The sequence below is a fragment of the Pseudoalteromonas sp. G5_S1_14_S5 genome, assembly GCF_054968605.1.
In genome coordinates this window covers 32,047-47,848 of sequence record NZ_JBQKUM010000008.1, presented here as the reverse complement: position 1 = coordinate 47,848, position 15,802 = coordinate 32,047, and the positions used below count along the sequence as shown (strand labels likewise).

At 41.8% G+C, this 15,802-nt stretch carries 16 protein-coding genes; 5 read left to right on the top strand and 11 right to left on the bottom strand.

Annotated elements, in window-relative coordinates; genetic code table 11:
- Positions 1-81 precede the first annotated feature (81 nt).
- From ACTRWI_RS04145 to ACTRWI_RS04115, 7 genes are all read right to left on the bottom strand, one after another.
- Positions 82-756: a hypothetical protein gene (locus ACTRWI_RS04145; protein ID WP_499129592.1), complete on the bottom strand. Its 675-nt coding sequence runs from the start codon at positions 754-756 to the stop codon at positions 82-84.
- A gap of 185 nt (positions 757-941) precedes the next feature.
- Positions 942-1,277: a hypothetical protein gene (locus ACTRWI_RS04140; RefSeq protein ID WP_499129591.1), complete on the bottom strand. Its 336-nt coding sequence runs from the start codon at positions 1,275-1,277 to the stop codon at positions 942-944.
- A 74-nt stretch (positions 1,278-1,351) separates the two neighbouring features.
- Positions 1,352-3,307, bottom strand: a complete 1,956-nt coding sequence (locus ACTRWI_RS04135) for a helicase-related protein (protein ID WP_499129590.1) — start codon at positions 3,305-3,307, stop codon at positions 1,352-1,354.
- 114 nt (positions 3,308-3,421) lie between these two features.
- Positions 3,422-3,781, bottom strand: coding sequence for a hypothetical protein (locus tag ACTRWI_RS04130; protein ID WP_086714972.1), 360 nt, complete (start codon positions 3,779-3,781; stop codon positions 3,422-3,424).
- Between the two features lie 114 nt (positions 3,782-3,895).
- Complete coding sequence (locus tag ACTRWI_RS04125; RefSeq protein WP_143691584.1) at positions 3,896-4,492, bottom strand: lytic transglycosylase domain-containing protein; 597 nt, start codon at positions 4,490-4,492, stop codon at positions 3,896-3,898.
- Positions 4,493-4,772: 280 nt separating this feature from the next.
- A complete protein-coding gene (locus ACTRWI_RS04120) occupies positions 4,773-5,369 on the bottom strand; it encodes a hypothetical protein (protein WP_499129589.1) in 597 nt (198 codons plus the stop codon).
- A gap of 22 nt (positions 5,370-5,391) precedes the next feature.
- Positions 5,392-5,979 (bottom strand): hypothetical protein, encoded by a 588-nt coding sequence (locus ACTRWI_RS04115; RefSeq protein ID WP_086714975.1) that lies wholly within the window; start codon positions 5,977-5,979, stop codon positions 5,392-5,394.
- 360 nt (positions 5,980-6,339) lie between these two features.
- On the opposite strand from ACTRWI_RS04115, the gene ACTRWI_RS04110 reads away from it, so the two are divergent.
- Positions 6,340-6,711 carry a hypothetical protein gene (locus tag ACTRWI_RS04110; RefSeq protein ID WP_372157289.1) on the top strand — a complete coding sequence of 124 codons (372 nt, stop codon included), beginning with the start codon at positions 6,340-6,342 and terminating at the stop codon, positions 6,709-6,711.
- Positions 6,712-6,869: 158 nt separating this feature from the next.
- Positions 6,870-7,013: a hypothetical protein gene (locus ACTRWI_RS04105; RefSeq protein ID WP_499129588.1), complete on the top strand. Its 144-nt coding sequence runs from the start codon at positions 6,870-6,872 to the stop codon at positions 7,011-7,013.
- A gap of 3 nt (positions 7,014-7,016) precedes the next feature.
- Here ACTRWI_RS04105 and ACTRWI_RS04100 read toward each other — a convergent pair.
- A protein-coding gene (locus ACTRWI_RS04100; RefSeq protein WP_499129587.1) for an IS3 family transposase occupies positions 7,017-8,194 on the bottom strand; the annotation gives its coding sequence in 2 pieces (ribosomal slippage) (positions 7,017-7,936 and positions 7,936-8,194; 1,179 coding nt in all).
- Positions 8,195-8,269: 75 nt separating this feature from the next.
- Between ACTRWI_RS04100 and ACTRWI_RS04095 the strand changes: the two genes are divergently transcribed.
- Positions 8,270-9,565: a replicative DNA helicase gene (locus ACTRWI_RS04095; protein WP_499129586.1), complete on the top strand. Its 1,296-nt coding sequence runs from the start codon at positions 8,270-8,272 to the stop codon at positions 9,563-9,565.
- Here the strand turns inward: ACTRWI_RS04095 and ACTRWI_RS04090 are convergent.
- Positions 9,562-10,572: an RNA polymerase sigma factor FliA gene (locus ACTRWI_RS04090; protein WP_499129585.1), complete on the bottom strand. Its 1,011-nt coding sequence runs from the start codon at positions 10,570-10,572 to the stop codon at positions 9,562-9,564. The two genes, ACTRWI_RS04095 and ACTRWI_RS04090, sit on opposite strands and share 4 nt — an antisense overlap.
- A 178-nt stretch (positions 10,573-10,750) precedes the next feature.
- On the opposite strand from ACTRWI_RS04090, the gene ACTRWI_RS04085 reads away from it, so the two are divergent.
- Together ACTRWI_RS04085 and ACTRWI_RS04080 are read left to right on the top strand one after the other, a co-directional pair.
- Complete coding sequence (locus ACTRWI_RS04085) at positions 10,751-11,512, top strand: DsbA family protein (RefSeq protein ID WP_499129584.1); 762 nt, start codon at positions 10,751-10,753, stop codon at positions 11,510-11,512.
- A gap of 729 nt (positions 11,513-12,241) precedes the next feature.
- The gene (locus tag ACTRWI_RS04080; protein ID WP_499129583.1) at positions 12,242-12,421 is read left to right on the top strand and encodes a hypothetical protein; all 180 of its coding nucleotides are present in this window, start codon (positions 12,242-12,244) and stop codon (positions 12,419-12,421) included.
- A gap of 623 nt (positions 12,422-13,044) precedes the next feature.
- Here ACTRWI_RS04080 and ACTRWI_RS04075 read toward each other — a convergent pair.
- Together ACTRWI_RS04075 and ACTRWI_RS04070 are read right to left on the bottom strand one after the other, a co-directional pair.
- Positions 13,045-14,109 (bottom strand): replication initiation protein, encoded by a 1,065-nt coding sequence (locus ACTRWI_RS04075; protein WP_086714985.1) that lies wholly within the window; start codon positions 14,107-14,109, stop codon positions 13,045-13,047.
- A 1,215-nt stretch (positions 14,110-15,324) separates the two neighbouring features.
- Positions 15,325-15,792, bottom strand: a complete 468-nt coding sequence (locus tag ACTRWI_RS04070; protein ID WP_499129582.1) for a metal-dependent hydrolase — start codon at positions 15,790-15,792, stop codon at positions 15,325-15,327.
- Positions 15,793-15,802: the final 10 nt, after the last annotated feature.

The window sequence follows — 15,802 nt, the reverse complement described above, 5'->3', positions numbered from 1 at the left end:
TTCTGATTGGAGAAAGAGGTGATGTGTTGCAGTTAAGAATGGATTTCAATTTGCAGTAGTGAGGAGATGGGGTTCGCTTTCTCAGTTTATATCGCACGGTATTGTGTTCATGAACTCCTCCTTTAGAGCTGGGTAATTCATTTTCTTATACTGAAATAAGAGGTCAGTATTCATTTTCATAATGTCATTGAAGCTGTCTGCCATTAATGAAGTCCCACATTTATCCATATACATGCTATCAAGTGTCACTATAAAGTGACTGATTACAGGGGAAACCCCGCTTAGTGCGTTGAGTAATATGTCCTTCTCCGGATCACCCGTATTTGGGTACTGAGCTTCTTTCGCTAAACGTGCAACAGCTAGAGAGGGATCGGTATACGACAGGGTTTCCAAATCTAGCTTTTCCTCGTAACTTAAGTGTGGTGCTAACCTCTCGATGTCATTCCATGAAATTTGAGTTTCCTCTTCGTTTTCCACGGACGGCTTTGACCAGTTTACCGTCCGAGACTTATCAGGAGTGTCACCAATTAAAGGGGGAGTAGGTGTTGTCTCTACGCGTTTATGCTCCAATGTCGATGGTATATCGGTCACATCCAATGCCGTCGTAGTCATGAAGTCTAGGGTTACCGGCACCTCAACGACTGGTCCATTATTCAGGGTATCAACAGAATGTGAAAGTTCGCACTCATCTGACAAATAATGCGTGCCTGTCACTCCGAGAATAAAGCTAACGCTACTTGAGAGTAATAATTTCATGATACCCACCTATATCAATTCTAACGCTAAATAATCACTTTTAATCATCTGCAGCAATTGTCTTCAAATTTGCAACATAAGACTTAATAGCCCTACGTTTCAGTAACTTGCATTCGTTTTATGCAGACTATTCGTGCGAATATGCGAGAACTGTGCAAACTATGAGAACATTTATTGCAAAAAAGTTACCCGTTTGATTTGTCCCTTGCTTTTAATCTCCCCTCAATATCTTTTGCACAAAAGGCTATAACCGTTACAGGCAGGCACAGCAGCACCGCCCCACCTAATAGGGCTTTAAACCAATCATCTTCATTCCCTGAAATTAACAAGTATTCCCATGGCGCATCTCCTGGAGTAATCATTTCAACTCCGGTCATAAACCATATGACCATGAACAGAACAACGCCACAGTATAATGTATGCATGTTATTGACGCTGCTGACCTTGGAACCTTTACAGATACACGCCAGAGCAATTAAAAAAGCGATCAGTTTAAATCCATAAATAATGTCGTCGTACATAAGAACTTCCTCTCATCCCTAAGTCATGATTTATACCCAATTGAGATTGCCTATTTGTTTGTCTATACCTGTCATTAGGTAAGACACCTTTCCGCTGTAGTTAGTCTTTCTAAGGTATCGGTTAGAAGACCAAGTGATAATTGCTGGTCGACCAAAATACATTTCGACGTTCCTGATTGATTGTTGCCGTTCTTCAAGTCCCCCATACCACGTAATTGCAAGTCTGCCTCGGCCAAGCTGAATCCATCAGAGTGATTTACCAACAAATCTAGTCGGTCTATGGATGGCGCTTTGAGTTTTGTTGTAGGTAGTAGGTCGCAATGTCCGATACCTCCTTCCCGCGCTACGCGGCCTCGGATTTGGTGAAGAGTCACCACCCCTAAATTTTCTGGGTTAAGCACAACGACATAGTTTAGTTTTGGTATTGTTAACCCGACCTCAATCAATGTGGTCGCAATCAATATTTTTCCCTCACCGGACTTCATCGCATTAATCGCAACTTCGTTGTCTTGTTTGGACAATCCACCATGGGACAATTTTACGATATCGCCATACATCGCTTTCCAGTCATCAAAGAGTTGTTCAGCACTGGCTCTGTGTGAAACAGCTTGAGCTTTGGATTCACCTTTCATGGTGCTAATGATTAACACCTTGTCACCACGACTGATGCGTTCTTCAACTCGACAGATAACCTCATCGATTTGGGTATGCTCGTAACGGGTAGTGATCACTTCTCTAGGTGTGTGGTACTTGGTTAATTTGAAGTACGGCAGCATGCCAAAACTCATCATCGCTTGCGTTCTAGGAATGCACGTAGCACTAGACAACAACAGATGAGTCCGGCCATGGGTTATTAATGTGGATTCTTTTTGTTCAAGCCCCATTTTTTGCTCTTCGTCGATCCAAAGGAGGTCAATAGGTATATTGTTGTGATGATGAAGCAAGGCCGTCGTACCAATCACGACAAGGGTGTCTTCTGTCATCTCGTTGATGCATCGATAGCCTTTACCTACGAAGTTGTCATGCTCACTCTCAGACAATAAAAACTCGATGCCAATATCTGGCCAACAGTTGTCGATCTCTTTATAGATTTGGGCTCCTAATATTAGGTTGGGAACCATAATGACGACACAACCACCAGCATCAACAACATGACGTGTCAGTATCGCGCCAATGACGGTTTTCCCCGTACCCACATCCCCGAATAAGACACTCCGTGGGGCTCTGTTGTTAATCGCGGCTTTGATACCGCTCACGGCATCCAATTGTTCATCCGTCAGTTGAAACGGGACGACATCATTGAAATAGGTATCGTCTTTATCGAGCTGAAATGGGTGAGTTAAATTTGGTTCGCCTTCCACTTCTGAGAACAACAAAGTAGCGGCGATTCTTTGTAGGATAGCGTTGCATTGTTCACTTTCTTCCAATGAATTTGGGAAATGCACAAATCTCAAAACGTCTTCTAAACACAGCGAGTGCGCTTCTAACAACCGTCGAATTTTCCCGTTACTCAAATTTAATTTCGCTAGTTCTTCTCGTATCTTTCTTGCCGTCAATGGGATCAGTTCGTCAATATGCTGCTCCAAAAACTCAGCATACTTCAACCCTTTGAGTTGCTTACTTTTGACTTTATAGACCGGAGTGATTTTACCAATGAATTTTTCATTCAATGGCTGCGGGTGGTTGATAAACAGCGCGTTTCCGACTTGTTTCACTTTGCACAAGTAATAACCTCGATCATTCATTCGACTTGCCAATTGTTGTCCGTATTCACTGTCTAATTTGGCAAAATGAGAAAAACGTTGAGCGACGTTTCGGGAGTCAACAATGCTTCCATTAATGACGGTCGTTCGATTGTATGATTCAGAAATAGAAGTCACAGTCCCTTGGACAACCATACAGTCACTGTCCGTAAGATAGGAAAAGTCGGATACCACTTGTCTCGTGTCCAGATACGATTGAGGTAATCGCAACAACACTTGCCAAACAGGAACTTTAAATGTGTCTTTGATGTACTTTAGATCCAGCATTCTCGCGCTTCATTCTGATTCAATAATGCAGTAGTTATACACGCCTGAGCACTATCATTTAGTTTTGATGGCTCTGAGTAATATGAAGTCGATTTAAAACATCTTTGCGAGCGCTTACTGCTTTAGAGTCAGCTCATAAATCTTCTCGACCGGTTCTTCGATGTACCTACGTGTAACAGTTAACTCAACACCGCTGGTGGTTTTGGTGATTCTAAAGTTTTGGTTTGGAGACTGAGCCAACACGGAGCCGTCATCATTAACAATCACGTCAACGGGTAATCGCTTCCCAAACGCCTCAATGTAGTCAGATCCGACGTTGAATTCTGCAGCGCCGTCTGACGATACAGAGCTCCACTGGCCAACATAGGCATGAGAATCATCGAAAGAAACAGAAGAGAACTTTAGAACCAGAACACCAGACAGTACGAGTACGCCACATAGGGTCAGTGTCTTTCTATTTATACGTATCGACATAGTGAATTCCTATAAACATGAGAACCCCATCTTACTTGTGGTAGGAGTCGATTTTGCTAAATAGCGGAGGGAATTTGAGCTACTATTTGAAATTTGGGGGAGACGAAGTTAGCTCTAATCCTGATACCAATACTCCGAGCAGTTCAAGGATGGTCGTTTCAGAATGTAATCCCAAGTTTTCATCGTTCTGATTAGATAATTGGTCTTAATGTTGACGGTCTTTGAGTTATAGCAACCGACTGCTTCCCAAACATGACCCTTAGCGTATGTAAGGCATCCTTTGAATATATCGGCACTGATGCTGATATTGAGAACAGGGTCAGTGGCAACATCTACCCAAGACTTATTAGGGTAGTTTCGTAAGATGTATTTGGAATGGATTGTATTCACCTGAGCGGGACCCAAGTCATAGGAATCGTTAGTATTTTTGACTTTACTGCCGATTTTACCCCCCTCGCCAACCACAAGTAAGTTAAGGAAGTCTCTCGGGACATACTTCTCTCCTGCGACTTCAGCGACAATGCTGCATCTACTCGCGTTTGACAGAGCAACAGTATCTAATTTGGTGTCATGGATATCTGGCAAGAAAAACACGGTGATTCTCCTTTTCGTGGCCAATGATTGAAAGTCAGTGCAAACACGCTTTTCATAAGTGCTGACTAAGTATGTTCCTGTGGTGATGCACCTTTTCTCTTCATCTTTATTCTTCATTCGTTGAGCGGAAATTGTTGATGAGGAAATTACCCGAGAAAGTGCAATCCTACCTTGCTGTTTCGACTAGCGAAGGCGCATTTCTTAGCTTTAAGCATTGAGACTCGACACAAAGCTTTGCCTCTTAAGTGGCTTACATATCTACGGTATCGGTATTTGTGAATTGGCTATGATTATAATCTTCTAAATAGTAACGCTTATTAGCACAGATACTGTTCCATTCAAGGCTTACCGCATCAAGCTTCTCAGCAAGAATTTGGTATTGTTTAATTAGGACGTTTTAAGCTTGAACATCTGAGTTTGTAGGGTGATCTATGCTTTGGATGTAGAGCTTCCTTTCTTCTAACTGAGCGCGTAAATCGAATGCTTGCGACTGATTTTGGTCTTGATAGTGCCTTATAGCCAAGCACTTTTCTATTTGCTCGACAGTTAATGTGTTTTGGTCATAATGCTTAACAATGTCGCGGTGCAAAACACCTGTACCGATATCAGGCTTGTCATTGATACTATCACTCTTCATTATTTTGACACCTACACCTCCTACTATCCCAATAAATAAGAGCGTCACTAACAGACCACGAAAGCCGCCCAATAAAAGCTTATCCGTCTCTATGTGCTGATCTTGCTCCCTATCTAGATGAAGGTTGATTTTTTTGGGGATACACCTTCTACGCAGCCATCGCCTAACGGTTACAAAAATACGAAATATCATTTTAAACAGCCAATTAACGACAAAGAGAGCCACTATAGTTGACATAGCAAAAGCCAAACGCTGATTCAGACTAAGGCCATGCACCCAAGTAACCCATCCATTAAAAAAGCTGACCACAAGATCATCAACCTGTGGCCCGTAGCTTAATCGTTCAAACCAATCCATTTAGCTTCTCCGTTCAACTCTATTACGCTGATTTGGTCACTACTTTTTTTGCTCCAACTTTCTGAATTACTACAGTCTTACGTTTCACAAGTAGTGCGTATGCATCGTTGAGAGACATGCCTTTCTTCGTGTAGTGATGTTCTGGTATGTTGGATAAGTGGATTTCGTTTCTATCTCCTCGATCCCATACGTTTATCTTGCGTATTGTTCGGTACTGGATTCCTTTTGCGTTAAAAGGTGGGTTTGCCAGTAAGTAGTCGGTAACATCACTTTTGTCAGGGTACACATGAACAGCCTGTACAGATGGCCCATTTTTAGCGCCTAGCCAGATATAATTACCACAATCTTCCACTGCTAATTCCCGAAAATAAAAATCAAAGCGAACCAAGCTCTTTCTTGGATCTACAATTTTGACATTTTTCCGAGTTTTTCCATCTCGCTTGAATTTAGATTGCTGTATTACTTGTATAACTCTCACGTATTCAATTTGTGAGTGGTGCTTCTCACATAAAGAGTATCGTTTTGCCTGGTGTCCATTTTCTACCATTGTTAGTGTGGGTTGTTTACAGACTACACACTCGCGCAGGGTGTTATTCTCGATGACTTTCATTAAAAAATCCCCAAGTCAAAAAAGATTTAGACTCTGACGGTCAGTTATACACGTCTAATTACTTGGGTTTACGAATTAGCGAGTCCATTTAAGCCCCTTATTTGACAAAGGAACTCGATTCCATCACATCATTAGGCATCGTCTTAAACGAGAGGAGGTCACTGTTTTCTATTCAAAACGGGGGAAACACTAAAAATCGTTCCACTAATTTCATTTCGGCATGACTGTCTATGCCATATTTCTGATATTGGGTTGTCTAGATGAATGGAACTGGAAAACGTTATGGAAATGAATACTAAGTGTGTCCCTGTCAGAACCACTGCGTGCTTAATTGTCGCCTTCGCGTGTTTGGCCGTGTATATGCTCACACCCAGCCGCACCGATTACTTAGATGCACGAGTAAACTTGTTATTTTCTCAATGCAGCTCAAGTCTTTTGGAAGATGAGTTCAAAATGGAACCATGTGAAGAGCTCTATCGAACCTACGCCAACATCTCGCGCAGTACCGCTTATCACTACATCTCGGATAACGTGATGTTTAAACTTCATGGCGAGATTTCGAAGCTGGGCTACTCGTTGGACATCAACCAGGTCACCGATGGATTTATGCAAAAACTTCCGTCAGGCAAATACCACACGACACGACGTAATAACATCATCGACGCATGGATTAGCTCTCCCACAGAGTCCGTCGAATTTGATTATGAGGGAGGCATCGACGCCTCGCTTTAGTAATTTGGGAAACCCAAAAATCCAATCGTTTGATTGTTGCGATTAAACCCACTCCGTTGTTAACTTTTTGGGTTTCCCTACCACCTCCCCCACTCAATTCTCTAAATTCACTCTCAAAAGTTGTATCAACTATGTCCTAGTATCCGATGGGCATTACCATGTTAAAGTTTAATTTATACCACCCTGTGATTAACCTCATCCTCTCCCATGATGGCATTATTGACGAACTCGACCTAGAAACTCACATTGTCAGTGATACAGCGACACGGGTTCTCATCGATACCTGCTTCAAATTGCTGTAGTGGTCAAGTAAAACTGTCCACGGTTTTATAAGGAAACCAGAACTGACGTTCTGATTCATTTGGTGTTAATCCACCATTATATTGATGGGGGCGATGCTGGTTGTAGTAGCCAACCAGATAATCCGTTACTGCTTGGTTCGCTTCAGTAAAACTTCTATAGCCATTCTTTGGTACCCATTCCGTCTTCAAGCTTCTGAACACTCGCTCCATAGGACTGTTATCCCAACAGTTCCCACGACGACTCATACTTTGAGTAATTCGATATCTCCATAGCAACTGACGATATTTTTTACTCGTATAGTGGCAACCTTGATCTGAGTGGAACATTACCCCTGACGGCTTTCCACGGCTCTCATAGGCCATGGTCAACGCCTTGCCAGTCAATGCGCTATCTGGTGAGTTAGACATTGCCCAGCCGATGACTTTTCGTGCGAACAAGTCAATAACAACTGCTAAATAAGACCATCTCTGTCCCGTCCAGATGTAGGTCACATCGCCGCACCAGACTTGGTTCGGTTCGGTCACCGCGAACTGACGATTTAACCTGTTAGGTATATGAACATGTTCCTGTTGTGTTTTTTTGTACGCATATTTGGGGAGTTGGCAACTGACTAAGTCTAGTTCTTTCATGAACTTACTCGCTCGATAACGACTCAGTGGAATGCCTCTCGCTGTTACTATATCAGCAATGGTTCTCGCTCCAGCGGAACCATTGCTCAGCTCATAAGCTCGGCGAACTTCAACACGAACAAGCACACGCTCTGACGACAGAGATTTATCTCTATTTACCCAATAACGATAGCTACTGCGATGAACCCCGAACACTTCACAAAGCCGTTTCACAGCATAACTCTTCTTGAGTTTCTCGATTATCGAGAATCGTTCAGGGAGTCTGACATCAAGAGAGCCGTAGCCTTTTTTAGAATTTCCTTTTCTTCTTCAATTCGCTTGATTTTCTTTTTAAGGTCGCGAATTTCTCTTTGCTCTGGAGTCAATGGTGATGCACTTGGTACCTTGCCAGCTCTTTCTGCTTTGAGCTGTCTCACCCAGCTTTCTAGCGTGGTTCTTCCAATGCCCATTGCTTCGCAGGTTTCTTTGTAAGTCCGCCCCTGGTCAAGCACCAACTGAGCACATTCAAGCTTAAATTCTGGGTTAAAAGTGCGTCTTTCACGCTTAGTCATAATGTCACCTGTTTTAGTATCGAGATGATCATACATCACCTCTTAATCAGGTGGCCAAATTCACTATGCCACTACATGCATGAAGATAAACAATCAATCGATTTAAACACGATTAAAGCGCGTGTGTACGCTGAGTATGGGCAAGAGGGTGTCGACGCGATTACTACAGTTGCCATGGAGTCACTAGCGCAACCAGCAAACATAAATGCTCTTTCTGACTATGTTTCGCAAATCAACGACACTAACAACAAACGAACACTTCAGGTGGAGCTTCAAAAGCTATTAACACAATGTTCGTCAAACAAGACGACCGATGAAATCGTAGGTTCGATGCATTCTGTTGTTGAGTCTTATGACGAAGTGGAAAAGGACAATGAGCAAGGCCCAATTTCATTGAAAGATGCCTTTGCTGCAACGCTGGACAACATGGAGCGCAGAAGCAAAGGGGAATTTAATGCATTTAAGTCGGGCTTTGCATGCTTTGAAGCACTTGGTGGATTCCGACCTGCAGATTTCATCATCTTTGCAGGCCGACCATCTCACGGCAAAACCACCTTACTCCTGAACGTTATTAAAAACTCAAGTTATCAAAACGATGCACCATTCTTATTTTTCTCCCTTGAAATGAGCTCAGAATCGATTGGCGAGAATTTGCTATCTAACTTGGCAAGCGTACCACTGAGTAATATTCGAAACGCCAGCATGAGTGATACTCAATGGGCTGATTGTTCATCTGCGCTAGGTAGATCCGGTGATTACAATATTGAGATGGATGACGGTTCAATGACCGTCGAGGAGCTGTGTCGTCGCGCACGTCGCTTTTATCGGCAGCATAATGGAAAGATTTCTGGTATTGGTGTGGACTACATTCAGTTGCTGACCAGTGAAAAATACAAAACTGATAATAGAAACTTAGAAGTCTCAGAAATATCACGACAGCTCAAAGCGTTGGGGAAAGAGTTACAAGTACCTGTTGTAGCACTATCCCAATTATCTCGCGATATCGAGAAGCGTGCTGATAAACGCCCAGTTAATTCCGACTTACGAGAGTCAGGTTCGCTAGAGCAAGATGCGGATATCATCTGCTTTATTTATCGACCGGAAATGTATGATCCTCAAAATGAACCTGGTGTCGCTCATTTAATTATTAGCAAAGCTCGTAAATCAGCTATAGGCTCTGCAAAAACAACCTTCATTGGAAAATATGCTCAAATTAAAGATTCCTTCAATTACACGCAAAGCGCACCACCAGCTGCGTCACCGATTGCTGATCAATACCAAAGGACCGACAACAAAAAGCAGAATACCGAAACTAACGATACTCTGCCAAACAATAGTCACAATGGGAGTGGAATTGAGTTCATCAACTAAGCAAGCGCACGTTCCCATGACTTAGAAAGTGACTTATGTGCGCCTAGCTTTTGTAAGGCGCTTGTCTTAACTTGGGTATATCGAGACGAGGAGAAACCGAGAGATTCAACCAAGTCGTTTCGATTCAATGTACCGGCTACTAATCCCATCTCATTCATGATCACAACTTTCTCGTTCACATTGAGGGTCTTTAACTGGGCAATCAAGTGCTGTCTCAACTTAAGATGCGTCAAATCCGACACCACATTGTCGCTACATCCACTAGCTACCCCATATCGATTATCGTTCGAACCATGCTCAAAGTCGTACAATGGTTTGGGTAAGTACGATGATGCACTGGAATCTGGGGTCAGCTTGTTGTTGGTTTTCTCGGAATTAATTTCAATTGCTTTTGAATACGCGCCTGAGATGTCCCGGTCTGATACTTTCACCATCAGTGTATGGTGGAGCTCTTTTCTTGATACAACGGTCCTAACGCGAGCGCTCGCGTAAGTATCAAAGCTCGCTATACCCGTATGCTTATAGCAGCGTGCAGCACGAATCGTTTCCAAGGCAGCCTCTTGTACACGATCTGAAAGATAGTCGATATCATAGTTATGGCGGCGTAGTAACTTGCGGAAACTGTTTAATGACTTCAGCGTTACGTTCTGGATAGCAGTATTCAAATCTTTGAGTTGAGTCGGCTCAGGGCAACCTCGTTCCACCATTTCGTAAACCACGAACGCTGTCACTTGTAATTCGTTAAGAACAAAGTCGTCAGTTGCCCGTGACTGAAGTAGCTCTGCTGGAGTGTGTCTGTTAGAGACAACGTGGCCAACATAATTGGCGCAAGTTGCATCATTGGCAATTTCTGAAAGCTTCTGCCTCCAATTCGGTGTTGTTTGAGTAATTTCTTTGAACACCTTCCTTGTTGTAGTGGCCAATGTTTCAAGCACTTCAGATTGCGATTCTTTTACAGAATTAAAGCTTTCTGTAATGAGGGAATTCATTCTGCTGATCGGGTCCATAGTAACGCTCCATACATTTTTTCATAACTGGGGTGGGTAAACTCATTATGGTTTTCCCCGATCATCGCGTCAATTTTCTCCCCCCGTTTCAATCTATCTCGAAAAAACGTTCTCTTAATTGAAAACATAACGTTGTTCATCGAGCACTATGTTACGACCACTCAAATCGAGGAATCTAATGATGGCACCTTTGTTCAAGAAGACAGGGACGACTTTATTCACAATTTTGGCAATTGGTTCTGCAGCTACCGCATCAGCTTCTGAAGTTGAAATGTCACAACAACAATTCAACTCGATGCTTATGAAAGCGTTCCAATCAAACCCTGAACTCTTAATCGCAGGAGTGGAATCCGTGAGGACATACCAAACAATGAAGCATAAACAAATGTTTTCAAAATCTTTGTATTATGATGAAGATACGCCAGTTCTTAATGAAGCTGGAGAGATCACTATCGTAGAGTTTTTTGACTACGCATGTGGGGTATGTAAGAGAGGTGCAACAGAGTTGGCTCCCCTAATAGGTAAAGACAAACGCATTCGATTCGTGTATAAAGATGTGTCGATTTTAGGCCCTAATTCGGCTGAATTAGCGAAGATAGCCATTGCTGTAAATCAGATCTCTCCCAATGCGTATCCAGCATTCCACAAAGAGCTTCTTTCAATGCAGCAGTCCATCCCACAGAAGGCATACGAGCTTGCTGAACTGATGGGGCTAGACAGTACGCTTATCAAAAAGACTGCGAATTCGTCACAAGTAAGTGCTATTTTAAATAAAAATAATAAACTTTTTAGAGATCTGAAACTTACTGGAACTCCAACTTTTTATATTGGTGAAAAAAAGTTTGGGGGCCTAATTAGTCGGCAACAGATGATCGAAGAAGTGAACCTTCAGTATAGCCAACTGGTAAACCAAACTAATAGGCAGGCAGTTAGTAAATAGGAAGCATCGTATATTGGTGTGGAGGTATTTACTCGTATGGCCCTGCAAAGTCACTCCAAGGAGGGAGTGGAGCAGACTAACTACAAGTAGTAAGGCATAACTACGAAATCACCACACATACTCCCCCGTTCTACGGGGGTTTTTTTTAGCTGTAGTACCACAACGTAATCACTATATTGCTACAAGCGTGTCATCATTGTGCCACAACCTTTCCTGCGGTTGCTTCACCAAGTTCAAAGTTACGCCAACCGCTTTGGATATAAACTATACAAAACCACCTAGCATAATTATAATTAATTCAGTTCTCAAAACCTTTTAAGTTCTCTACCACTATCCGGTAGTTCCCTTATTAGTCGGGTGATATGTCCCGTTGATCATACCAGTCCTCGACTGAATTTATTGAAAATGTATTTTTCACTGATCCCTCACCGCGTGTAGCAAACGTCACACAGCACACCTAAGCAGATTGTCACAGTCTTCTTTGGCGTGCTGTGTGGTGACAGTTACGTGTGGTGAAAAGTCGGATAACCTGGGGATAGGCTTCGACTTAACAATAATAAAAGTGCCCTGCATTGGAGCAGGGCCTTTTTTACCCACAAAAGACTCTTTACCCTTGGCATTTTTGCTTTCCACGGTTGAACAACACTTTGATTTTCACTTTCCTTCATAGAATTGGTCATTGATGTATACAAAAGAAATCAACATGAGATAAGACAAAGGTTTTCTACCATGACAAAAGTAACTTTGTACTTACTTCCGCGAGGGAACGCTCATCACACTGGCCCCGACTTCTATAAATTCATCGATTCGACTTTCAAAAAGGAATTGGAACTGCCTTCTGAGCTGATCCAAAAAGGGGGAATTCTAACGTTCGGTGATGGCGAAGATTCGTATCATGTGTGTATCTAAGAAATCCACTATCTAGTGAATGAAGAAATAACTGAGGTGCTGTGTAGCTACTGCAACAATGATTTTAATGAAATGGGTAGTATTCGGTAAAAAAGAATTCTTCGATGCCTTTATAACGCGGCTGGTGGCTGACTATTGGGTGGTTTCAGACGACAGTTAATCGAAATAAAGAACCCACGTTGGGTTCTTTATTTTTTCAACCGATTCGAATTTGAAATGTAGTTGGAGTTGTCCTGATGATGGTTAACTGTCTTAAGCAATCATGGCCTTGAACTACTGTTATTATCTACACTCTATATTAATTACTATTTATTTCTATTATTAAGTATTGAAAGTATGGGATCTATAATAACTATGAATCATCGTAAGTAACTGTTTAGAAAGAGCTTTTGGCGTTTTCAATTACACATTACCCGTATATTTGATCTCATTTTCCGAATGTATGATCATCCTACCCGAACTTATGATCTTTCTATCCGATTCTTTGATCTGTATATCCTTGTTTATTGATCTTTTAGCTCTCTTTAAAAGCACACTTTATCCGTGTAATCACCATCTTGTCACTGAATAGTTTTAAAGCATTATGTCTAGCTGTGTGTAAGTGACTTAAATTATTGTATTTATTAGTAATTATCATCAACAGATAGGTTGTTAATTTCGTTTAGGAAACTCTCAATAGATTGTGCCATTTCCACACGTTGTTCTTCTTCTTTTTCGCGACGCTTGATGGCTATATTGATCTTGCTTGCTCTGTCCTGCTCCCCAATAGACGTATAGCAATGTGCAAGGTTCTTAAGTTCGTCAGTCGTGAGGTCACTTCCACCGACACGCTTCATTTCTAATGAAGAGATTATACGTTTGATGTCATCAAGGTTGAGTTTTTGAACTGGGCCTTTCTTCTCTACCCAACGGTATAAAAATTTGATCTTAGATATCTTACGACCTTCACGGTAAACCTCATAACCATGGGTTCTGCCATCTTCAGAGTCAAAGAACATGATCTCCTGATTTGTCTCTGAGTCATCCTCTATACCTTTAATGCTGGCTTTAATGCAACGATCAATAAAGACACTGTTATTGGAAAAGGATCGCTTACCTGACTTTATCTTTCCTGCTGGGTCATGGAGCCCAAATAAGCCTTTTAAGTCTTCAATATCAAAGGTTTGCAGATAGGTACCGCCACTTTTAAAACGACTAAGGATTTCGTAAAGACGTTTAGCATACTCTTTTTTCAGGCTAAGAAAACTCTGTGTGGTAATAAGCGCATAGCTATTGTTATACTCAATGTAGGCGTCTTTCAGCTCTTCATTGGGCTTCATTGTCAGGCGTCTATCTTTGTATGTCACACGTTTGAATATCGAGATGAAGTCGAACTCCTGGATTTCTTTGGTATCATCTTCAACCAACACGCCAATGTTTTTCTTAGTCAGTCTATCGGCAACAGGTCGTAGTGTCTTTGCGAGTTCTTTGGGATCAATGTTCAACCATCTCGAAAGCTGAGTTGAGGTGAATTGATAGGTTGGAGTATTATTGTTTTCCCAGTCTTCAGGCTTCATGTGGGCTATCATCAAGGCAAACAGGTCTGCCTCACGTTGTGTAAGGTCCTGCTGCGAGAATACAAGCTTGTGCGCCTTTTTAAACTGTTTTGGAAGTGTGTGTTTCTTCGAGGTAGTGACCTTACTATCCATGCCTAATCTCAACTGTATTTTCTACTGTGTGAAAGTATAACACTTTATCCGTGTTAGTATCACAGCTTTTCCGTTATTAACTCTAGAAATCCGTGTATCCCAACAAGAAATCCGCGTTTCTTCATTTGAGAGTCCCGGCCATCTGCCATAAAGCTTTCAATTTCCTGAATACAAATTGAACACCCATTCCTTTAACCATGCTGATGTACGCAGTAGTGAGCGTTTATAGTGTACTATTTCTGTCGTTATTGATCTGTTTATCCGTGCAATAACACATATAATCCGCGTACTTATTTCATGGCAGATATCACTTCAAATTAATTGGTATGATGTTGTTTTATAACGTTTTGTCTGTGGTTGGGTACTAAGTTATAAAGGTTTTATACTTATGGTTATGCATTTTATTTGTTTGAAATTTATCCAAACCAATACCTGTATTGATCTATTTATCCGTGTTTGATTCCAAGATACACCAAAGCCCCCGTCTATTTAGAACAGTTTTCCCGTCCTATTTAACAGAGGCATTCAAATTTCGGCATTAAATGATCAATTTATCCGTGTATCATCACTCTTTATCCGTGTTTTGAAGCTGAATCGACAAATTAACTGCTTCAATGATCAGTTTACCCGTGTAGCATTACAAATAATCCGTGTTTTTCCATCGTAAACCTACTACAGAGGTTTTTTGATCAGTTTATCCGTGTTTCAACACAGATTATCCGTGTAAACACATGACATAACATTTATCGTATCCTTAATTACAACAAAAAATCCGTGCCTGAATGGTTGCTGGACGGTGTTCATACAAGCTCCGTGTCGCTATTTCATTCATTACACATTTTCCGGTGATGCCAAGACACAAGAACTTCTGTTGGTTTGATGGTTTTGTAGTCTGTATATGCACACTATTTACGCTATATCGTACTCGCTAACCGATACTTCCTATTCATAACCCTCCTTGATGATCATATTATCCGTGTAAACACTCAAATTTCCGGTTAATCACACATGTTACCCGTGTTATTTGCCAATATTAGGCGTATTCACACAAGATATCCGTGTTTGCATTACCGATACCGTGTTAAGCAATACAGTTTTTCCGTGTTATATCCCAACTCACACACAAAATCCGTGTTTTACACGGGGAATGTGTGATGTTAATCCTATCTAATGTACTTTCTTAACCTGTATTCATACCTAAACCTCAATTTGGACTTATCTCAATGCAATCCAACTCGCCATCACGACACATCCAAGCGTGGTAATTGCCTCAAAGAAGCCGTTACTTGCTGGCGTCAGCGGTACTCGATACCGAGTAGTTATCGGCCAAAAGAAATTGACGCCTGATTTGGTACAAGCATCCCCCAAAAGGTGACCTATATAGCCAAATGTTAGCGAGTACGCCCAAGGAAACTCATACGTCGCACATAAGAACCAAAGGCCGAACGCGGCAAGTAAACTATGTAGCGCTCCTCGATGCCCGAGAATGCCTTCAATCGGTATACTCAAAAACGGAACAATGCGCCCTACCCTGCTATGTCTGGTGTCAATGTCAGGCAGTAATGCTCCTAACATCGCGAAACCCATACCTGCAAATGACATCCAATAGAATGTGTCTTGCATGGTATTCATGCAGATGTAATAGGCGCTTGCTGTTGTTATTTGATGATTGATAGCCTTCACACGGCACCAC